This window comes from Paenibacillus sp. JT31N17 (assembly GCF_056269255.1).
This window is the reverse complement of record NZ_JBWDNP010000007.1, coordinates 58,634-79,442: the sequence shown is the minus strand read 5'-3', so window position 1 is coordinate 79,442 and position 20,809 is coordinate 58,634. Positions and strand designations below refer to the sequence as shown.

Here is a 20,809-nt window from a genome sequence, read left to right as displayed (position 1 = left end):
ACGATATTCAGCGTTTTCTCACTCTATATCATTGGTACATGTTGCAGTAACTTTTAACTTTGATACGCACGTTAGATCGAGCCTTATCAGGAGTTACTTGGAAGGCAGCGGTAACGATACGCTCCAAGTGTTCGTCGCGGAGCCTTGATTACAGACCAATCATTTATTCCGCCATCTTCACAACTGGTATTGCAGGTGTTAATCCACGCAGCTATACTGCACAAGACCTATTGGCTCCCGCCGATGCTCAAACGACTTACTCAGCTTTTATAAGCAGTGCCATCGTTGATTCATCACGGGTCGGTCCCGAAGTGTTCTGGGGACTTGCCTCATCGTCGGTCTAATTATTCAAAGAAGCTATACAGCAACAGCTTAGACCGTGTAGCTTCTTTTTTTTAGGGACTGGAAAGGATGGATAATGCGGCTGGTCTTCTTAATTTTTATGCCTGCTGCCCGCTTGAATGGCTTTTACATAACAGTAGATATCAAAGGGAATAATATGGATTATTGATAATCTCATGAAAAATGAAAACGTTCATATGGAGTGTGGCAATGTTAAAGACCAGATCGTTTCGCTTGATTTTATGCATACTACTTGTATGCATTTTATGTCCTCTATTGGCAGGATGTTGGGACCGTCTGGAAATTGAAGAACGGGCTGTTGTACTTGCGATTGCTGTTGATGCTGCAACTCCTAAAGGTGAAGAGGAGGAGCCGGAGGTGGCGCATGTCCGGGATTCCATCCCGGAACCGGTGGGCATCGGTTACCATATTACTGCGCAAATCGCTGTTCCGGGGCGTATACCTCTGGGGCCGGGCAACGAAGGCGGCGGCGGTTCTGGAGCTTCACAGAAACCGGTCTGGATTTTGTCAGCTAATGGGCATACCATGGATGACGCCATGAGTGTACTGCAGCAGCAGTTGGCGGATAAGCTGTTCCTTGGACATCTTAGTGTCATTGTCGTTTCCGAGAAGGTCGCCCGTAAGGGACTTGAGAATTTGAACGATTATTTTAGACGGAATCCAGAAGTGCGAAGACTCTCATGGCTCAGTGTATCCAAGGGGAGAGCGGAGAAGGTCATAAGGGCGGCTCCGCAGCTGGAAAGGGTTCCTGCGCTTTATTTGTCGGCAATGTTTAATCATGCTGTCGAGATGGGGAAGTACCCCAATGAATTTATAGGTATATTCTGGAGTAAGAGTTCGAGCAAAGGGGTAGATCCGATCCTCCCCTTACTTGATATGAATAGGGAAGGAAGCATTGAAATCGCGGGTCTTGCTTATTTTCAAGGTGATAAAATGCTTGGAAGCACCAAGCCGCTTGAAATCGGGTTTTATATGGCGGTAACAGGCAAGATAAGAGGGGGGTACACTGCCTTTATTCCAAGACACCCGGGAGGTAAGGAAATGATTATGATCAGAATTATCCAGCGGAATACAACGACGCAGGTGTCAATAAAGAATGGAAAGCCGCAGGTGCAGTTGCATGTGTTGCTGGAAGAAGACATTGAAGAGGTTACGAACTCCAAAATCAGCAAGCATGAAAACCTGGAGGAGATTGCCAAAACATCTGCTGATATGGGAGTGAAGGCCTTTAATGAATTAATTAATAACTTGCAGCTCGCAGGGGCGGATATATTCGGATTTGGTGAACAGTTTCGGGCCAAGAAACCAGGTTACTGGAATCGTAACATTCGAACGGAAGAGAAATGGGATGAAGTATTCAAGACCCTGACAGTTGATGTACATTGTCAAGTCCACATTCGGCGGGTTGGGATGAAGGCAAGCTGAATAAACTCGCGGTGAGCCCGAAATCCAATTAGTTTTTAATTCAAAAACACACTTCCGCTTCCGTTTGGATTTTATCCAGCAGGAAGCTTTTTTTGTTTTCTCTACAAACCTGGCAATAGATTCTCATTTTCAAAGTGGCGATTAAAAACGGAAGTTAAATTTAGGAGATGGTCAGGTTAGGGAGGAAGTTAATCGTCCAAAAACCCGAGGTTTCAAGTGGGGAGAGCTGACGCTGCTTTTTCGTGCTGACTTGATGAGTAGATGACTAAGTGACAAAATCGTAAGCTTTCGGCGGCAAAATGTAAGCTGTAACGGGTATCATCACGGACACTTAAAAAAACCTAAGATTTTCCGGGTCGATGGCTTGGTGGAGCGGCGCTAATTTTTGGTCCGCTACGCGGTTGTCCGGCTGTAAGCGAGAGTACGCCGCGGATGCCATCTATTTTTTGGACTCATACAAGTAATGGGGATCAACAAAAGGTTCTTCGCGTTTCTTGAGTAACATCGCGGGGAGGTACATCGCATCACCTCTGGAACGATTTTGCCATTTAAAGTAGGGAAGACGGTCGGGAAATTTTTGGATGTAAGCCGTTTAAATTAAAAACCCTGCCAACCAACCGGTTAGCGGGGTCTTCAGTCTATCTCGAACTTTCAGGAGAGCTACGTAACAGGGTTTTTATGCTTTGTTCCTCTCCGGTTTCTGCCCATGAGTCCAGCCAGACCAATCAAACCAAGAAGGCCTACCCATCCCCAATCTGTATTATCATTGTCGTTTATACCTGTAGTATAGGCTCTATAGCTATTCATTCCGTTCGTGCCGTAAGTACCATTCGTACCGTATGTGTTGTTCGTACCATCGTTGCCTTTCATTTGCTCGGCTTGTGCCGGGATCAGCAGCATGATAAAGAGAACAGCGCACAATGAAAAACTTGCGATGAGTTTTTTCAAGGGAAATCCTCCATTTGATTTATTGTCCTCAGATGTGTTTTCCCCTCATCGAAAAAATAATATTCATTTAAAAGATCACTCATAATAAGCGATGCGCTTTACACAATCTTTGGAGCGGCTCGCATGTCGATGTTACACATCCTGTGCCATCTGGCAGCAGGGTATCGCAAGGATGAATTTGGATGGATTGTGCAACATGAGGGTAGGGCAGTGGGAGTAATCGGACTAGCTGTACCGACTGTACACAAGAAAGCTTTTTATGGAATAGCAAATAAGATAATTACTGGCGAAGATAAACATTATGTCTACGTGCAGCCTGTTATCAAAGCGAGAGTGCGTACAAGAAATTGGACAAAAGCTGGGCTATTAAGGTCGCCTGAATTTATAGATTTTGTCGTTTGAGATCTCTTTCTTAGAGTTGCCTTTACAGCGCGGCTCTGCTTGTTCTCATCTACAACTCCAAAAGGAATCCGGCATGACTGCAGCGCCGATGGTGCAGCGGTTGGAGAGAAAATGGAAAACAGGCCCGCAGTGCGGGCCTGTTCCGGGATTATTTGCTAGTCAGGAACGTGATCGGAGGTTAACGTTCCGAAGCTTTAATTAGTAGCCGAATCCGCAACCGCGGGTGATAATGACCAGCAAAATAAAGAGCACGAGTATGAATCCAATTCCTGCGCCAAATCCGCCATAGCCAACACCGCCAACTAAACCAGACATTCTGAAGCACCTCCTTGTGTTTTGAGTACTCTGTAAGTTATGCATGCCTGACCCATGGCGATTGTGTGTTTGTTACGGAATGGTATTGGCCTAATGATCATTGGTCCGATACATGATCTGGATTATTGGTGTTCAAAAGCGAAGAAGCAGGGGGCTGATATCAGCTACCCCTGCTTCTTCCTGCACACAGGCAATCCCGTCATTTCTTGCTGTCATACGCATGCTGATAGATTTCAAGATAACGGGTCAGATTCAGGCCGTCAAAGCCCTTCACATAGCTGTCCCATTCGGAGTCGTTCAATTTTCTGGCGCCCGTTATGAATTGAGCCATATTCGAGCGCACGTACTCATTGATTTGCGTGCGCTGCTGAATCGCTTCCTTCGCATCGTCGGACTCCATGAAGATGGTCAGCGGAAACGTTTCCTCCGGCTGCTTGTTCTCGTAATTGTTAGCCGTCTCGAGATACAGGCGATACTCATAGCCTACCTGGGAGAACGGATCTTCCGGGATGGCCCATGATTCACGGATTTCACGCGTCCTTCTGGTGATGCCCATTTGATCCCATATATCATTCAATGTCGTCCCGATATTCCAGTATTCCGGCTTAAGGCTGTACTTGGCCTGGTTGCCGTGCACATCCTTCTGGCCTTCCTTGGCTGCCTCCCAGTACCTTCCTTCCAATCCGTATTCATTGGTAATCGCATGCTCTTCGGAGTACAGGTAATCCGCCAGTTTGATGGCTGCAATGGCCTCCTTCTCCGAAGCCTTGTTCGTAATGGCGAACTGGCCGTTGCCGTATGCCTTGTAATATCCTGCATAAGCTATGCCGCCCGGCCCTTTCAGAGGTGGGACGGATACATATTCTTTATGTCGGTTTTGTCCTTCTGCCAGGCTGAAATACATGCCGATATGTCCGGCCGTGACGCTGCCGCTCACGTTGTCGCCTTGTTTGTTGCCTACCTGCGCCATCTGGTCGTTATTTTGCGTGAAAGCTTCCTTATCGATCAGACCCTCGCTGAATAGTTTATTCACATACTCCAGTCCCTGCCGCCATTCCGGCTGATTCGCGGCTAATTGGACCTTGCCGTCCTTGATGAAGAAGAAATCCTCATCATTATCATAGATGAAAGAATTCATCAGGAAGTTGGATGGAATGCCATGCCAGGAATTAAACGAGCCGGATAACGGTATTTCGTCCTGCTTTCCGTTGCCGTTCGGATCCTTCTCCTTGAACGCCTTTAATACCTCGAAATATTCATCGGTCGTCGTCGGCATTTCAAGACTCAGTTTGTCGAGCCAGCTCTTGTTGATCCATAATTTTTGGGCGTACCAGCAGTGGAAGCAGTCGTTAATATGAGGCAGGGCGTAGATGTTTCCGTCCGGGGCTGTGATGGCTGCCTCCAAGTCCGCATCCTCCTCGAACGCCTTCTTGATCTCATTTCCGTATTTCTCAATCAAATCGTTCAGGGGCATCAGGATTCCCTGCTTGCCGTAGTCGATCTGTTCGGCTTGCGTGAAATCGCCGGAGAGAAAGACGGCCGGATAATCGCCGCTGGCCATAATCAATTTCTTCTTATCCTTCGCATTCGCCTGAGGAGTGGCATCGAACTTGAATTTGATATTCAGCTTATCCTCAATAAAGGTCGTCACGGTGTTTGTACTGACATCTTCGATACGGGGCGGAACTGTGATAAAGGTGTTCAGTGTAACAGGGGGTTCGCTGTTTCCATCTTGAGCCGGTGAATTCGTTCCCGTGCCGGCACCGTTATTGCCTCCGGCATCATTCCCGCCGCTGCAGGCGGATAAAAGCATGGAAATGACGAGAGTCAGAGCCAACACGACCGAACCTGTTTTTTTTCTCAAGCAGACTCCTCCTTAAAAGTTTTGTGAAGCATAGCTTCCTTGTCTTAACTCCGCAGCAAAACCGGCTTCGGAAGCCTATGCTACGTTTTGTGAAGCATAGCATCCTGTCCCAGCTCCGCAGCAAAACTGGCTTGGAAGCCTATGCTTCGTTTGACGAAGCACAATCTTCCAATCAAAGACGGCATCACCTCCCGGAAAATCGAAATCATAATGGAACACTTCCGGTTCGATCAGCCTTTCAGCGAGCCGATCATTATGCCCTGGACGAAATATTTTTGCACGAATGGATAGAGAATCAGTATGGGCAGCGTGGCGACAACAATGAGCGAGAATTTCAACAGATCCCGCAAGCCCTGCATAGCGGCCATTTGGTTCGCGTCCACCATCATGCTCGCGTCAATCGAATTCAGGATGAGGATGTTGCGCAGGATGATCTGCAAGGGAAACAGATTCTGCGATTTCAGGAAGATCAGCGCATCGAAATAAGCGTTCCAATGCCCTACCGCATACATCAGAACCAGCACAGCCAGAATCGGCTTGGACAACGGCAGTACAATCCGCCACAGAAAGCCCAGATCGCTTGCGCCGTCCAATTCGGCTGCCTCTCCGAGCTCTTTGGGAATGGTCGACTGGAAGAAGGTGCGGGCGATAATGACCTGCCACACGGCCAGAGCGCCGGGAAGCAGCATGGCCCATCTGGTGTCCAGAATCCCCACCATTTTGACGGTCAGGTAATAAGGAATCAATCCGCCGCTGAACATCATGGTTATGACCAGAATGACCATGATCGGACTGCGCCCGAAGAAGGTGCTCTTGGACAGCGGATAAGCCAGCATCACGGTCATGGTTACATTGATCAGCACGCCGAAGAACGTATAAAAGAGCGAATTGGCATAGCCTGTCAGCACCTGCGGGTTGGAAAAGATCGCCTTGTATCCTGCAAGGCTCGGTTCTACCGGGAGCAGCCAGACCCGTCCGCTGATGACGGCCTGCGGCGAGCTGAAGGAAGAGCTTAGAATATAGATGAGCGGATAAAGCACGATGATGAGAATGAATAACAGAAAAGCATAAACGATGAACAGAAATATTTTGTCGCCTGCCGATTCCTTGATAGCTGCAGATTTGCTCATAGCCGAAATTCTCCTTTCCGTTACCATAGACTGCTGTCCGATATGCGTCTGGCGACAAAGTTCACCACAAGCAGCAGGATGAGATTGATGACCGAGTTAAACAAATCAACAGCTGCGGAGAAGCTGAAGTTCGCCCCGATCAGTCCGATTTTGTACACATAAGTGGAAATGACCTCGGAGGTGCCGGTATTCAGCGGGTTCTGCATCAAATAAATCTTCTCGAAACCGACATTCATGATCTGCCCGACATTGAGAATAAGCAGGATGATGGCGGCAGGCATGATGCCCGGCAGATCGATATGAATCACCTTCTGGAACCGGGAAGCGCCGTCGACCTTGGCCGCTTCGTATAATTCCGAATTGACGCCGGCAAGCGCGGCAAGATAAATGACTGCTCCGTAGCCGATGCCCTGCCAGACATTGGACCAGACGAAGATGCTGCTGAAATACTTGGGCACGCCCATGAAATTAATCGATTCGATTCCCAGCAGCTGCACGATGGAATCAATAAAACCGAGCCGCGGTGACAGGAAGAGGATAATCATCGAGACCATGACGACGGTAGAAATAAAGTAGGGGGCGAACGTTACCATCTGCACCGTTTTCTTGAATCTCGCATTCCGAATCTCATTCAAGGCGAGCGCCAGAATGATCGGCGCCGGAAATCCGATGACAAGCGAGTACAAGCTGATGATCAGCGTATTCTTGATCAGCAGCCAAAAATTCGGCGAGTTGAAGAAATCGGAGAAATTTTGGAGTCCCACCCAGTCGCTCCCCGAAAATCCCTTGACCGGACTAAAATCGCGGAAAGCAATCTGCGCGCCGTACATCGGAATATATTTGAATATAACGATGTACGCCAGCGGCAGAAGCACCAGCAGATACAGCTGCCAATGCCGCTTGACCTTTCTTGATGAGTTTTTCCATGGAAGCCGTCTGCCGCTTCCCGATGTGTCCAAATTTTTTGCTTCCAGCGCTCCTGTTGACTGCATGTTAGATATCTCACTCCTTTTCCATAGTGATCGGTGACGGATTGGTGTTAACGATAAGGGAGCTGTTCCGGCCCGGTCAACGGCCAGTATTCAACGAACGGACGAAATTCTGCAATCGCTTACTTATCGTGGGCAGAGACGGGCGCGCGATTTTCTGCCGGCGCGCATAATTCCGCAGTCTCGCACAGGGAACCCGCGATACATACGTGAGCCAAGGCCGCCAGCTGCGATTGCGTCAGCCCAGCCGGCGCGAGATCCATGCAGGACAAAAAATCCCGATTTCCGTTGAAGCCGGAAGCCGGGATTGAACGGTCTTTCTTTAAAAATAAGCAGGTAAAAATTTGCTTTATATTTGACATATATTTCCAAATCGAAGAAGCTGCTGCGCCGCCAAAGGACGGGGCTGGCCTTACCTTCTCATTGGCCGTTCTTGTACTTGTTATAGGCATTCTGGTAAATCGTCAAATACCGGTCAAGCTTGAGTCCGGCAAACCCGTCACAGTAGGCATCCCATTCCTGATCCAGATCCTTCGTGCCGGTTATAAACTGCACCATGTTGGATTCAATATAATCGTTGATTTGCACCCGCAGGCGAACCGCCTCGAATGCATCTTCCGGCTGCACGTAAATGTTGGCCGGAAAAACTTCATCCGGCTCTTTGCCGAAATAGTTTTTTGCCGTTTCCGCGTACAGGCGGTGCTCGTAGCCTTCCTTGGAGTACAGATCCCCGGGCACCGCCCACGATTCGCGAAGATCCCTGTTGCGGTACAGGATGCCCATCTGGCTCCAGCCGTCATTTTGCGTCAGATGCTCCCAGTATTCAGGGTTTAACCTGAATCTGGCGGGTCTTCCGTGCTCGTCAACCTCTCCCGGCAGACCCTTCCGCCACCACACGTTCTCCGGCCCGAATTCATTGAGAATGGCCGCCTCTTCGGAATACAAATAGTCCGCCAGCCGGATGGCCGCTGCCGCCTGCGTCCCGGTTGCTTTGTCCGTAATCGCAAACTGGCCGTTATCCCCCATATTGAAATACCCGGCCGCCTGGTAACCGTCCGGCCCGATTAACGGAGGAATGGTGTCATACTCCTGGTTTCTTGCATTATCCAGTCCGCTGAATGCCATCCGGATATGACCCAATGTGGCGCTGCCGAGGATGTTATCCCCATGGTGGCTTGCCAGCTGGATTATCCCGTCAAGAGTCTGGGTAAAGGAGGACGGGTCGACCAGCCCTTCGCTGTAGAGCCGGTGAATATAGGCAAGGCCGTCCTTCCACTCCGGCTGCACTGCAGCCATCCCCACTTTGCCGTCTTTCACATAAAAGTAATTGTCATCCGTGTTATAGATAAACGCGCTCATCAGAAATCCGGTTATTTTGGCATGAAAGGAGCCGATTGCTCCGGATAAGGGGACTTCATCCTGCTTGCCGTTGCCGTTTGGATCCTGCGTTTTGAAGGCTTTGAGCATCCGGTAAAACTCTTCCGTTGTTTGGGGAGGCTTCAGATTCACCTTTTGCAGCCAGGTCGAGTTCACCCAGAGCTTCTGGGCATACCAGCAATGAAAGCATTCGTTGATCGAAGCAAGGGAGTAAATATGTCCATCGGGGGCCGTGACCGCTTTGCGGTGCTCAGGATGCTCGGCGAATATCTGCTTGATATTGCTTCCGTAACGGTCGATTAAGTCATCCAGCGGCCTTAAGACGCCTGACATGCCGTATTTGATTTGTTCATCCGGCGTGAAATCGCCGCCCAGCATGACAGCCGGATAGTCCCCGCTGGCGAGAAGCATTTGTCTTCTTTCTTTTTTGGCAGAGGCGCCGGCGGTAACAAATTCAAATTTGATATTCAATTTCTCTTCGAGGTGTTTTGTAAAGGTATTGGTGTTGAGATCCTCGACTTCCACGGGCGGTGCCGCGTATACAGGGAGCAGGATCTGCTTGTCCGCTATGGGGAACTGGTCTGCCGGCCGTATCTCGGTATCGGATTCTTCTTTGCTGTCTATAGCGGGGCTTGACCGGTACGTGGACCCGGCAGCCCAGACAAGAGCACAGCCAATCAGGAGCATAACGGCAATCCCTGTCATTTTCGATTTCAATGAGGCTCCCCCTCCTTGAACTAGACTCTATACCTTGACCGGGCTGCTCAACCGGTTTGTTCATTCGTGTTGCGCTTGCGGTAATCGACGGGCGAGATGCCCTCGACTCTCCGGAACGCCCTCCTGAAGGTGGCCGCATTGGCGTAACCGACGCGTTCGCCAACGTTCTGGATGGAACCGGATTGTTCCAGCAGCCATCGTTTGGCGTGCCGTATTCTGACATCGGCCAGGAAATCGAGAAAATTTTCCCCGAATTCCTCTTTGAACAGCTGGCTCAAATATTTGGCGTTAATGGAGAACCGGTCACTCAAAAAATCTAGCGACAGCTCCGGATTGGTATAATGCTCTTCGATGTATTTCCTTACCTGTCTCATCAGATGATGGTATTGACGCCCTCCGCGAAGCGCCGCCAGCCGTTCCGCGAAATCCTCCAGAATCCGGTACAGGGTCTGCTGAAGCTCATCAAGCGTATCAAAGTCCCCGATTATTTGCCGTGCGGGCAGCAGGGAGGAGTTTGTCCAAATCTCATAATGATCGTTGGAAACGGAAGAGATTTGAAGATCCATATGGGCAATAAAGTAGCGGCCGAGCTCAATGATCTCGTTCTTGGACAAGCGGCATGTCCGGATTCCGTCGAACCAGTGCCGGAAGCTGTCGCGCCAGCCCTCCTCATTGCAACGGAAGGTCTGAACCAGGCTGTGAATCGCTTTAAGATGCTTATTGTTTTCCTTTATTGTGGCATTTTGCGCTTCCTGGTGGAGGATGATCCGGTTATTGCCCAAAACGGCTTTGAATTTCAAGGCTTCCAAAGCTTCCTTGTACGCTTCCGCGGTATCCTCCAGCGACTCGGCCTGTTCACCCATTCCTAGCGTAACGGTAAATTTAAGATTTTTATGGACCCATGAGACAATGCTCTGGCAAATATCCTCCATTCCGGTATTCGGGTCATGGAGGAAGACAATGCCGGTCAGCTGCAACGAGGAGGTCCATTCCAGCCATATGCTGGAGGCATGCTGGCTGAACATTTCATGCGTCACGCTGCTGAGCACAAATTTGAACAGGGACTGATCGCGGGCTTGAAACCGGAAGAAGGATTGCTCCGGGTTGTCAATCTCGATAATCAGCACATTGAGCGGCTCGTGGGAGGGCAGCAGCAGATTGTCCCGATGCGCATTCCCTGCATACTGACCCGTGATCAGCTCCGTAAAAAAGGCTTTCTTCCTATGCAGCGCCGCTTGTTCGAATTCCTTCCTGAAAGCCTTCGACTGCTCGGAGAAATTGTCGATCGCCGATTCAATAAAAGCAAATTCGTTAGCGGCCACCCTTCCCAGTGAATGCTTCTCCTGAAAGAGGTCGTCGTTGATGCGCAGGACAAGCTCTTCGAGCGGCTTATAGTTCTGCCTGGAGACATAGATGATGCACAGGATACCGGCAATAAAAACAATAAAGCTCAGCACCAGCCAAACGCTTGAGAAGCTGGAAACCGTATTGAGCAGCTTGCCGTTGGTTACCCCGCTTTCCGCCTTCCAGCCGGTATATTCCGAAGATATATCGGCGAGAACCTTCCTGGTTCCCGCAGAATCATCCTGTATAAAGAGCGGACCGCCGTTCAGACCGTACAGGTTTACGAAAGCCGTTTGCGAATCGTACATATCCATAATCATTTCCTGGAGGGAAGAGAGGCTGACGTTGATGACGAACAGTCCTTGCGAGCCGAGACTCAGGGGAACCGGATGAACGAGACTTACGACTTCTTTACTTTTCTGAAAACCAAACTCCCGATAGGTCCTGACATCGGTCCATGGGGATGCTGTCCTGCTGCTCTGCATATCCCGTATAAAAGCAGCATCTTCAAATTCATCCAGGTCTCTGATCACATTCCCGTTATAGACCAGCCCGTCGCTGTATCTTACCAGGTAAAAGGAATCGATGAGCGGCACTTCCTGTTTCAATGCCGTCAGTTTTTTGACCACCTCGTAGTTCAGAAAAACATTGCTGTCATCCTTCTCATCAAAAAAATCGGCAATCAGCTTGTTGTTCATTATTTCTCTGATCATCATATAATCGACCGACTTCAGGGACACGTCGACGGATTGCAGCAGCTGCCGGATGAATACCTTGCTTGATTCTCTTGTATTTTTGTTGTTTTGCTCGACCAGCGTTTGAAAAAACAGGAAGAAAACAAAGGAGAAAATAATGAAAAATATCGGCAGGTAGGACCAGATCATTTTGTGCAGCCACGTTTTATTCATCGGAACCACCCTTCACAGGATTTGAAAACCAAATAAATTGTAAGCGCATTCAAATCTAAGGGCCGTGGAGTGGATAAATCAGGATTTACAGTAAGATCATAGTGTTTATCATCCAAAAAGAATATACACAAAACTATCTTGTTTTTGTACAAAGCTAAGCTGTCTGCGGGACTTGCGCCTCTTTTTTTCAATCATGCGAACGGAAGGAAGAAAATAATTCATGTCGAACTTTAGTATAGAAATAGGATATTGTGTTCGATTATGGCAGCAATTATTGAAAGTGCTTACATTTGATTTGAATCTTATCAGCTAAGGAGAATGTTTGATGTCAAGAGGCAATTATTTTCGCAAAAGCCTGATTTTTGCTTTAATCATGACCAGCGTGCCCATGGCTATTATTGGAATCTGCAGTTATTTTATTGGGATCAATCAAGTGGAAAAGGAGGTTTACCAGAAAAACCACTACCAGCTTGACCAGGTGTTCAAGCGGTTTGACGAATTGTTCTCTCAATTTGAGCTGACGGTGGACAAGGGTGCGGCCAATTCGATATTTGATGAAAAGCTCAGAAATACAAATTTCATCGATGAGTTTCGGGTCATGCAGGATATTTACAGTTTGCTGGCGGTCACCCAAAGCTCTGACGATATGATTTTGCGGATTGATCTGTATTTGGAAAACCAGCAGCTGCTGGTTTCCAATGACAGGGGGGCGATCAAGCTCAAAGATGAGCCGAACAAGGCTGTATACGACATGATTTTGAAATCAGAGGATCTGATGTACTGGAGCGATACGGAAACCTATTCTCCAAACGGCGGCGAATTGTTTCCCCTGGTCCTGGTCCATAAGCTTCCCTTTGTCAGTACAAGGCCTTATGGAGCGCTGCTGGTTTATTTGGACAAGAGCCTGCTTGATAAAGAAATAACGCAGATGAATCCGTATGAGAACGGAATTTCTTTCATCATCAAGCCCAATGGTGATTGGATAACATCCGGTAAAGAAACAGAAACAGACCCGGACAAGCAAGATCTGAAGGATTACATAAGAGGCAAAGTGATCAGGGAAGACAGGAACGCCGATTCCTTCACCGTGAAGTGGGAGGGGGCGGAATATTCGGTTGCCAATGCGACTCTTTCCCGTACAGGCTGGCGTTATGTGATTGCTACGCCGCTGTCCCAGTTAATGGAGCCGATCACCCTGACGTCAAAGTTTATGCTTGGTGCGAGTTTGCTGGGCGTTGTGATTGCGGCCTTGCTGTCCTGGTTTGCTTCGCAGCGCATGTACAGGCCCATCAAGCGGCTGGTTCAAATGTTCGGCGGGAGTATCGGCAGCAAGCTGCAGGAGGAGGACAGGTCGGATGAAATCAAGTATATAGAGAACAAATGGCTCAATATTACCCGGGAAAGCCGGTTATTTCAATCTCTGCTGGAAGAGAACCGGTACAGTATGAAGAAAGGCTTTTTGCTGCAGCTGATTCAGGGCCAGCTTTATTTCTTTTCTGAAAATGAGCTGCGAGTGCGGATGGAGGAGCATGGCTGGGATACGGCAAACAAGAGATTTGCTCTCCTGCTCATCCAATTATCCCCGTTTTCCGAATTAAGCAAAAGATTCGTGGAAGGGGACGAGCAGCTCGTCACCTTTGCTGCAGCCAATATTATGGAGGAGCTCTCCGGCGATAAGGAGAATATGGAGGCTGTCAATCTCCATAACTTAACCGTTGCGCAGCTTGTCTGGTTTGCGGAGGATAAGCCCAAGGAACAAATCAAGAGTGAATTATTCAGATTTTCAAATGAAGTGATCACCATAATCACCAAATTATTGGGTGTCCATGTGGCCGTAGGGGTAAGCAGGACGATTCATGAGCTCAAGGAGCTGCCGACAGCGCTCGAGGAGGTCAAGCAGTGCCTGCATTTTCGAAATATCGGGGAGCACGGGCAAATCCTCAGCACAGATGATCTTATTCCCTATGTGAAGGATAATCCGGATTATCCGTTTCAGATCGAAAAGGAATTCATTCACGCGCTTCAAATGAGAGCCGGGGAAGAAACCCTTCAGAAATGGAACGAGTTTATTCTGGTATTAAGGCAAAATGCGGGCAAGGCGTTTCAAATTCAACAATATATGGCTCAGCTGCTGGGCAGTGTGTTACGGGCGATGATGCAGCTTGGCGTAGTGCATTCCAGCGCCAGCCAAGGCATAAATCTCTACGAGCAACTGTTCAGGCTCAAGGAAATCGATGAAATCAACAAGTGGTTCGTAAATAAAGTCATCCATCCCTTTCTCATCGCATTGTCCGAGAAGCAGGGCATCGAAATGAAGCAGACGATCCGCAAGGCCAAGGATATTATCGATCAGGAATATATGAAGGATATTTCCCTGGAGTATCTATCCGATCGCATCGGAATTCTGCCCAAACGGCTAAGCGCCATCTTTGTGCAGGTGACCAATCAGAATTTCATCGACTATGTCACCGGGATCCGTTTGGATAAAACGAAGCAGCTTTTAAGAAATACGGATTTGAAGGTTACCGAGATTGCTGCCAGAGTAGGCTACCAGCCTTCCTATCTAAATAAAATATTTAAAAAATCAGAAGGGATTACGCCAGGGGAATATCGGGAATCTGTTTTGAGGCTGTAATGCATGGGCATTCAGCCTTTTTTTATGCCTGTATGGACTTGAAAACGGGCAAATGGGAAAAAGTGCAATCCCGGTTAATGGAATTGGGAAAAAGTCGGATTGTGAGAAATGGGGCCATCGGGTACATTCAGAGCATGAATTCACTTGAGCAGAGGAAAGGTGGGTGGGGAATGCCAAACGCGTTAACGGAGTTGAACAAGAAAGCCGGACAAGCACCAAACAAAAGCAAATTTCAGCCGGTGATGAAGGACATCCTGAGAGACAAATATTTATACATTTTGGCTCTGCCGGGAATTCTCTATTTTCTTATTTTCAAGTATGTGCCCATGGGCGGGATTTTGATTGCGTTCCAGGATTACTCTCCTTATCAAGGCTTCTTGCACAGCAAATGGGTAGGGTTTGAGAATTTTGAACGTTTCTTCCTGGGCAGCGAATTCTGGAATCTGTTTCGGAATACGATGATGATCAGCCTACTTAATCTCGTTTTCTTCTTCCCGGTCCCGATTATTGTGTCTCTTCTATTAAATGAGGTCCGAAGCAGAAAATTTAAATCGACGATTCAGAGTGTTGTCTATCTGCCCCACTTTTTCTCATGGGTGATTATCGCGGGGATGACCTTCTTACTGTTTTCCCGTACCGGTGGAATCGTCAATAATGTAGTCGCCATGATGGGCTTTGAGAAAATCGACTTCCTGACGAATCCCAATTATTTTTGGATTATGCTTACGCTTCAATCCATATGGAAGGAAGCCGGATGGGGAACCGTTATCTTTCTGGCGGCCATTGCCGGCACGGACCCGGCTCTTTACGAAGCGGCCAAAATGGACGGCGCCAACCGGCTGCGCCAAATGTGGCATGTAACCCTTCCGGCCATCAAAAATGTTGTCATTACCTTATTGATCCTGCGGCTGGGGCAGGTGATGGATGTCGGCTTCGAACAGGTTTATCTGATGACCAGCAGCGCGGTTTCCAGTGTTTCCGATGTGTTTGAAACCTATGTGTTCCGCATGGGGGTCAAGAACGGCCAATTCAGCTTTACAACAGCCGTTGGGCTGTTCAAATCGGTTGTGGCGCTCATTCTGGTCATCACGACCAACTGGCTGGCCAAGAAATTCGGCGAAGACGGCTTATATTGAGGAGGCGGGATTGTGACAAGAACGTTCCGGGGATTCTCATTTGATCTCGTGGTCACGCTAATACTTGTTTTTGCGGGAGTCATTACCATTATCCCCTTTCTATATATCATTGTAGTCTCCTTTGCAACGCCATCGGAGTACATCCAAAAAGCGGGGGTGTTCGTCTTTCCGTCCGAATGGACACTGGTCAATTACAAGTATCTGCTATCCACAGGCACATTCATCAAGGCAGCGGGGAACAGCGCCTTTCTGGCCATTGTCGGAACGCTGCTGAGCCTTGCGGTTACCTCAAGCTTCGCTTATTCCTTATCCCGAAGACGGCTTCGGGGGAGAAAGGTGCTGCTGCTGCTCGTCTTGATCTCGATTTTGTTTAATCCCGGCATTATTCCGCCGTACCTGGTTGTAAAAAGCCTCGGGCTGATCAACAGCATCTGGTCCTTGATCATTCCCGCCTTAACCAGCGGCTGGTATATCTTTCTGATGAAGAGCTTCTATGACAGTATTCCTGCCAGCCTGGAAGAAGCGGCAAGCATCGACGGCTGCAACGATATGGGGATCTGGGTGAAAATCATTCTCCCGCTGTCGCTGCCTTCTCTGGCCGCGTTCGGGCTGTTTTATGCGGTAAGCTATTGGAATGTGTTTTTTCACGCGATTTTGTACATTAATGACTTCGACAAATGGCCGCTGCAGGTGCTGCTGCAAAATATGCTGATCGATTCCTCGACCAGCGGCGGCGATCTTGCCGGACAAATCGCATCCGAACAGGAAATGCCCAAGGAAACCTTGAAGATGGCGGCCGTCGTCGTTGCCACAGTACCCATTATCCTGGTATATCCATTCCTGCAGAAGCATTTCGCCAAAGGCGTGATGGTCGGCTCTGTCAAGGAATGATATATAAACAAAGATTGAAAAGGAGGGCGCAGCGTTGATATTCAAAAGAAAATCGGCCATGAGGACGATACCGTTCATGCTTGCATCTGTATTATTGTTAATTACAGCGGCTTGCGGTTCAAATCCGGGATCAACAGGCAAAAGCACAGGCGACCAGAAAGAGGAGCCCACAGAAATCAGCATTATGACCACCTTCTTCTCGCAGGAGCCTCCGGATGAAGACAATGTAATTGTGAAGGAGATCGAGAAGCGCACCAACACGAAACTTAAAATCACCTGGGTATCGCCGAATAACTACGCTGACAAGCTGAACGTAACCTTGGCCTCAGGCGATCTGCCAGATATGATTCTTGCGGATTATCCGCAGCGGTATCCGCTCGTTAAAAGCATGTCGCAGCAGGGGGCTTTCTGGGATTTGACGGATATGTACAAGAGTTATCCCAATCTCGCCAAATTTCCTGAGCTTACCTGGAAGAATCTCGCATTCGGCGATGGCCGAAACTACGGCATTCCGCGTGTAAGACCCGTATATGGCCAAACCGGGTTGAATATCCGCAAGGATTGGCTGGATAAGCTGGGGCTCAAGGAGCCGGCTACGACCGATGAGCTGTACGAAGTCATGAAAGCATTTGCAACCAAGGATCCTGACGGCAATGGGAAAGACGATACTTACGGTTTTCTGGGTTATACGGACCCGACCGGCGTAGGGAAATTCAATGTCATCGAGACGGCCTTTACGAAAACCGTCGGAGATTGGAAGCTGGAGGACGGGGTACTGACCCCTACGATTTTCCTGCCTGCACAAAAAGAAGCGCTGCAGTATTTGAATAAGCTGTACGCAGAGAAGCTGATCCCGGAGGACTTTAGCATCTTGAAGCAAACACAGACACTCGATATGATGAAGGCAGGCAAAGGAGGTGTGGATGCCGTGCCCATGGATCAGGCCTGGGAATCGACGGCTGAGCTCAGGAAGCAAACTCCTGAAGCTTATGTGATGCCGCTTGTATCCCTGAACGGAACAACGGTTACCGACCCCGGCTCTTTCGGCATGTTCATGATTCCCAAGAAGGTGTCTGAGGCGAAGGTGAAGAAAATCATGGAGTTCATGGACTTCGGCGCTTCGGATGAAGGCTCCGATTTGGCGAATTACGGCTTCAAGGATGTCCATTTTACCGAGCAGGACGGCTTCAAAGTCCCAACGGAGCAGGCCAAGACAGACAACGTCTCCCAGCAGGCGATGGGACAGATTTTCCTGAAATTCGACAAATACCAGAAAGCCTTCAAGGCCGGCATTCCCAAAGAGGATTACGACCGCCACGCCAAAATCATCGATGAACGGACGAAGTATGCGGTTCTCGATCCTTCCATCGGCGTTGATTCCGATGCCTGGATCAAATATTGGCCTGAATACCAGAAGAAAATCATTGATATGAAGGTCAAAATGATCGTCGGCAAGGAAACCTCCGAGAGCTACGACAAATTTGTCGAACAGTTGAAGTCGGACGCCAATTTTAATCAAATCATTCAGGAAATGAACGAATCCTACAAGAAGAAAAACGGCTAGAGGATTAGGATTGACCCATCCTTATTACATTGGAGTGAATCGGCATGAAATTATCCTTCACCACTTTAGGGTGCCCCGACTGGCCCCTGGACAAAATTATTGCCAAGGCCGTTGAATACGGCTTTGATGCGATTGACTTTAGAGGGTTAACGGGCGAAATGAATATTTATAGGCTTCCGGAATTTTCGGAGCAGGTCCATCAAACCTTAAGTCAAATCACCGATGCCGGTCTTCGCGTATCCTGCTTCTCCAGCTCCGTGCATTTATTCCCGGATGAGAGCTTCGAGAAGAATCTGCAGGAGATTACCGAATTCTCGAAGCTTTGCAGCCTTTTCGGCACACGTTATATTCGTGTCTTCGGCGGCAAAATCAGCGGCGCCGACCGGGATACCGCAGTTCAGAAGGTCGTAGAGCATGTGAGCGCTATGGCGGCTGTCGCCAGGGAGCATGGTGTCAAAATTCTGATAGAAACGCATGATGACTGGATCTCCTGCACAGATATGAGGAAGGTCATGGAGCAGGTGGATCAGGAGGCTGTGGGCGTGCTGTGGGATGTGCACCATCCGTACCGGATGATAGGGGAACAGCCCGAGGATAGCTGGAGCGCCTTGGGCAAATGGATCGACTATACGCATGTCAAAGACTCGCGTACGGCAGAAGGCAGCCCGGACGGCTTCCAGTATTGTTTAACCGGAGAAGGGGACATTCCCCTGAAAGAGATCTATAAGCTGTTGGTCCGGGAAGGCTACCAGGGCTATTTCACCTTGGAGTGGGAGAAAAAATGGCATCCGGAATTGGAAAATCCGGAAATCGCTTTTCCGCAATATGTTCGATACATGCGCAAATTAGCTTCGGAGGTGACCGTATGAGCAGAGTCAGAGCGGCCATTATTGGCCAGGGGCGCAGCGGACGGGATATACATGCCCACTCATTAAGCCAATTAAAGGATAAATTCGAAATTGTTGCGGTATCCGATACGCTGGAGGAGCGGCTGGAGAGAGCCAGGCGTGAGCTGAATGTCGACGTGTACAGCGATTATCGCGATCTGTTTAAGAGAACCGATCTTGATTTGATCATCAATGCTTCCCCCAGCAATTACCATTTCTCCATCTCCAAGGAGATTTTGGAGCACGGGTTCAACGTGCTCTGCGAGAAGCCGCTGGCCCGGACGGCAGCCGAGGTGGACATTCTGATCGAGACTGCCGGGCGAACGGGGAAATTGCTTACGGTATATCAGCAGTCGCGGTATGCGCCGGCTTTTAATAAAATCGAGGAAATTATCGCTTCCGGAAGCATCGGCAGAGTGGTTCAGGTCAGCATCGCCTACAATAATTTCGCCAGAAGATGGGATTGGCAGACCTTGCGGGCCAATAACGGCGGCAATCTCCTGAATACCGGGCCGCATCCGGTGGATCAGGCTCTCCAGTTCTTTGGCGGCGAGTCCATGCCGAATATTACTTCTATCATGGACCGCGCGAACACTGCAGGAGATGCCGAAGACTTCGTGAAGCTGATTTTGCATGGCCACGGGCATCCCGTCATTGATGTAGAGATTTCCTCCTGCTGCGCCTATCCGAGCTTTACCTATAACGTGCAGGGAACCAGAGGCGGCATCAAAGGAAGCACCAGCCATCTGGATTGGAAGTATTTCAAGCAGGAGGAGGCCGGAGAGCTGACTCTGATTGAGACGCCGTTGGTCAATGACAAGAACGAGCCAGCCTACTGCCGCGAGCAGCTGAACTGGTATGAAGAAAGCTGGGATATCCCCGAGGAGCAGAAAAAGGATCTGTTCCATACCATGGCTCAAAGCTTCTACAGCATGCTCTATGATACGATCGTTCACGGAAAAGCGCTGGAGGTGACGCCGCAGCAGGTGCGCCGGCAAATTGCCGTTATGGAAGAGTGCCATCGTCAAAATCCGTAAACCGAATACATCCGCCGTAAAACCTTATAAAGTTAATGAGAGAAAGACTATTGAATGGATCAATAGTCTTTCTCTTTGGAATCTGAAGGCAGCCGGATGCGCCCCCTGCTGCTTGATTATTAGTTTGGCAGCCATTCCTGGCAGATATCTGCCCGTGATTGCAGCTCATTAAACATCAGGCCGGCATGATAGCCGTCGCATACCGCGTGGTGAAGCTGCACCGATAAGGGCAGAAGTATTTTTTCATCTTGCTTAAAATATTTTCCCATTGTAAAGATGGGCAGAAAATAGGTCCCTTCGGTATAGACGTTCAGGTTAAAGCCCGTGAAGCTGACCCACGGAATGCTGGAAACAGGGAAGGTGTTTGGCGGCTCGTTCGTTTTAGCGGCAAACTGCTTAACGCATCCATACTTTTCCATATCATCCAAATAGCGGCGGTAGAACTCTTTATAATCTTCGCAGAAGGGGGTCCAGACGGATGAAAAAGTCTTATCATCATCATGGAAAATGGTAAAGCTGGGAGACATGCTGTCCCAGTAACCCAGCCTGTTCCGGGAATCAAGACATGTGCGAAATTCACGGTGACGGTTTACCACTGCAGTTATCATATGAATCAATGCCGGGTACAGCTTAATCCCCTTTTTCTTGATGGCTTCCAACAGCCGGGTAATATCAATGTTGGCCGTCATGCTGTAGGTACATCTGACATTGTTTACATAATGATCAAAATAGGGTTTTCTACTCCAAGTATCAAGGTCGATCGGATTGAAAATCATTTTTATAACCTCCTAAAATTTCTATATTTTTTTCTTTTAGGAGGTTTACTTGACTGCTTTAACCATATCCTTATCACATTCCCGGTATATTTTTTTGCTGC

The 20,809-nt window shown here is 48.7% G+C and carries 16 protein-coding genes; 8 read left to right on the top strand and 8 right to left on the bottom strand.

Annotated elements, in window-relative coordinates; translation table 11 throughout:
- Nucleotides 1-525: 525 nt before the first annotated feature.
- On the top strand, nucleotides 526-1,788 hold the full coding sequence (locus AC0YOB_RS21930; RefSeq protein WP_475794584.1) for a Ger(x)C family spore germination protein: 1,263 nt from the start codon (nucleotides 526-528) through the stop codon (nucleotides 1,786-1,788).
- 660 nt (nucleotides 1,789-2,448) lie between these two features.
- On the opposite strand, the gene AC0YOB_RS21925 is transcribed toward AC0YOB_RS21930, so the two are convergent.
- The gene (locus tag AC0YOB_RS21925) at nucleotides 2,449-2,736 is read right to left on the bottom strand and encodes a WGxxGxxG family protein (protein WP_475794583.1); all 288 of its coding nucleotides are present in this window, start codon (nucleotides 2,734-2,736) and stop codon (nucleotides 2,449-2,451) included.
- Nucleotides 2,737-2,859: 123 nt separating this feature from the next.
- Between AC0YOB_RS21925 and AC0YOB_RS21920 the strand changes: the two genes are divergently transcribed.
- Nucleotides 2,860-3,138, top strand: a complete 279-nt coding sequence (locus tag AC0YOB_RS21920; RefSeq protein WP_475794582.1) for a hypothetical protein — start codon at nucleotides 2,860-2,862, stop codon at nucleotides 3,136-3,138.
- 198 nt (nucleotides 3,139-3,336) lie between these two features.
- Here AC0YOB_RS21920 and AC0YOB_RS21915 read toward each other — a convergent pair whose 3' ends face one another.
- The 6 genes from AC0YOB_RS21915 to AC0YOB_RS21890 form a co-directional block, all read right to left on the bottom strand.
- A complete protein-coding gene (locus AC0YOB_RS21915) occupies nucleotides 3,337-3,453 on the bottom strand; it encodes a YjcZ family sporulation protein (protein ID WP_210038316.1) in 117 nt (38 codons plus the stop codon).
- Nucleotides 3,454-3,652: 199 nt separating this feature from the next.
- Entirely contained in the window at nucleotides 3,653-5,317 is a 1,665-nt protein-coding gene (locus AC0YOB_RS21910) for a type 2 periplasmic-binding domain-containing protein (protein WP_475794581.1), read from the bottom strand.
- Nucleotides 5,318-5,547: 230 nt separating this feature from the next.
- The gene (locus AC0YOB_RS21905) at nucleotides 5,548-6,447 is read right to left on the bottom strand and encodes a carbohydrate ABC transporter permease (RefSeq protein WP_475794580.1); all 900 of its coding nucleotides are present in this window, start codon (nucleotides 6,445-6,447) and stop codon (nucleotides 5,548-5,550) included.
- 20 nt (nucleotides 6,448-6,467) lie between these two features.
- Nucleotides 6,468-7,439, bottom strand: coding sequence for an ABC transporter permease (locus AC0YOB_RS21900; RefSeq protein WP_475794579.1), 972 nt, complete (start codon nucleotides 7,437-7,439; stop codon nucleotides 6,468-6,470).
- 417 nt (nucleotides 7,440-7,856) lie between these two features.
- Complete coding sequence (locus tag AC0YOB_RS21895) at nucleotides 7,857-9,530, bottom strand: type 2 periplasmic-binding domain-containing protein (RefSeq protein ID WP_475794578.1); 1,674 nt, start codon at nucleotides 9,528-9,530, stop codon at nucleotides 7,857-7,859.
- A gap of 47 nt (nucleotides 9,531-9,577) precedes the next feature.
- Nucleotides 9,578-11,782 (bottom strand): helix-turn-helix domain-containing protein, encoded by a 2,205-nt coding sequence (locus AC0YOB_RS21890; RefSeq protein WP_475794577.1) that lies wholly within the window; start codon nucleotides 11,780-11,782, stop codon nucleotides 9,578-9,580.
- A 325-nt stretch (nucleotides 11,783-12,107) separates the two neighbouring features.
- Between AC0YOB_RS21890 and AC0YOB_RS21885 the strand changes: the two genes are divergently transcribed.
- The 6 genes from AC0YOB_RS21885 (at nucleotide 12,108) to AC0YOB_RS21860 (ending at nucleotide 19,932) form a co-directional block, all read left to right on the top strand.
- A complete protein-coding gene (locus AC0YOB_RS21885) occupies nucleotides 12,108-14,417 on the top strand; it encodes an AraC family transcriptional regulator (protein WP_475794576.1) in 2,310 nt (769 codons plus the stop codon).
- 170 nt (nucleotides 14,418-14,587) lie between these two features.
- Nucleotides 14,588-15,553 (top strand): ABC transporter permease, encoded by a 966-nt coding sequence (locus AC0YOB_RS21880; protein WP_475794575.1) that lies wholly within the window; start codon nucleotides 14,588-14,590, stop codon nucleotides 15,551-15,553.
- 12 nt (nucleotides 15,554-15,565) lie between these two features.
- Nucleotides 15,566-16,444: a carbohydrate ABC transporter permease gene (locus AC0YOB_RS21875; RefSeq protein ID WP_210038324.1), complete on the top strand. Its 879-nt coding sequence runs from the start codon at nucleotides 15,566-15,568 to the stop codon at nucleotides 16,442-16,444.
- A gap of 34 nt (nucleotides 16,445-16,478) precedes the next feature.
- Nucleotides 16,479-18,008, top strand: coding sequence for an extracellular solute-binding protein (locus tag AC0YOB_RS21870; RefSeq protein ID WP_475794574.1), 1,530 nt, complete (start codon nucleotides 16,479-16,481; stop codon nucleotides 18,006-18,008).
- Between the two features lie 44 nt (nucleotides 18,009-18,052).
- Nucleotides 18,053-18,877, top strand: coding sequence for a sugar phosphate isomerase/epimerase family protein (locus AC0YOB_RS21865; protein WP_475794573.1), 825 nt, complete (start codon nucleotides 18,053-18,055; stop codon nucleotides 18,875-18,877).
- Nucleotides 18,874-19,932, top strand: coding sequence for a Gfo/Idh/MocA family protein (locus AC0YOB_RS21860; protein WP_475794572.1), 1,059 nt, complete (start codon nucleotides 18,874-18,876; stop codon nucleotides 19,930-19,932). Before AC0YOB_RS21865 ends, AC0YOB_RS21860 begins: the two co-directional genes overlap by 4 nt.
- Before the next feature lie 119 nt (nucleotides 19,933-20,051).
- On the opposite strand, the gene catA is transcribed toward AC0YOB_RS21860, so the two are convergent.
- Nucleotides 20,052-20,708, bottom strand: coding sequence for a type A chloramphenicol O-acetyltransferase (gene catA / locus AC0YOB_RS21855; protein ID WP_475794571.1), 657 nt, complete (start codon nucleotides 20,706-20,708; stop codon nucleotides 20,052-20,054).
- Between the last annotated feature and the right edge of the window lie 101 nt (nucleotides 20,709-20,809).

What these genes read in the sequence shown, in the direction of transcription:
- AC0YOB_RS21930 (WP_475794584.1), top strand. Translation starts at nt 526, where the DNA reads ATGAAAACGTTCATATGGAGTGTGGCAATGTTAAAGACCAGATCGTTT.
- AC0YOB_RS21920 (WP_475794582.1), top strand. Translation starts at nt 2,860, where the DNA reads ATGTCGATGTTACACATCCTGTGCCATCTGGCAGCAGGGTATCGCAAG.
- AC0YOB_RS21915 (WP_210038316.1), bottom strand. Translation starts at nt 3,453, where the DNA reads ATGTCTGGTTTAGTTGGCGGTGTTGGCTATGGCGGATTTGGCGCAGGA.
- AC0YOB_RS21905 (WP_475794580.1), bottom strand. Translation starts at nt 6,447, where the DNA reads ATGAGCAAATCTGCAGCTATCAAGGAATCGGCAGGCGACAAAATATTT.
- AC0YOB_RS21900 (WP_475794579.1), bottom strand. Translation starts at nt 7,439, where the DNA reads ATGCAGTCAACAGGAGCGCTGGAAGCAAAAAATTTGGACACATCGGGA.
- AC0YOB_RS21890 (WP_475794577.1), bottom strand. Translation starts at nt 11,782, where the DNA reads ATGAATAAAACGTGGCTGCACAAAATGATCTGGTCCTACCTGCCGATA.
- AC0YOB_RS21885 (WP_475794576.1), top strand. Translation starts at nt 12,108, where the DNA reads ATGTCAAGAGGCAATTATTTTCGCAAAAGCCTGATTTTTGCTTTAATC.
- AC0YOB_RS21880 (WP_475794575.1), top strand. Translation starts at nt 14,588, where the DNA reads ATGCCAAACGCGTTAACGGAGTTGAACAAGAAAGCCGGACAAGCACCA.
- AC0YOB_RS21865 (WP_475794573.1), top strand. Translation starts at nt 18,053, where the DNA reads ATGAAATTATCCTTCACCACTTTAGGGTGCCCCGACTGGCCCCTGGAC.
- AC0YOB_RS21860 (WP_475794572.1), top strand. Translation starts at nt 18,874, where the DNA reads ATGAGCAGAGTCAGAGCGGCCATTATTGGCCAGGGGCGCAGCGGACGG.
- catA (WP_475794571.1), bottom strand. Translation starts at nt 20,708, where the DNA reads ATGATTTTCAATCCGATCGACCTTGATACTTGGAGTAGAAAACCCTAT.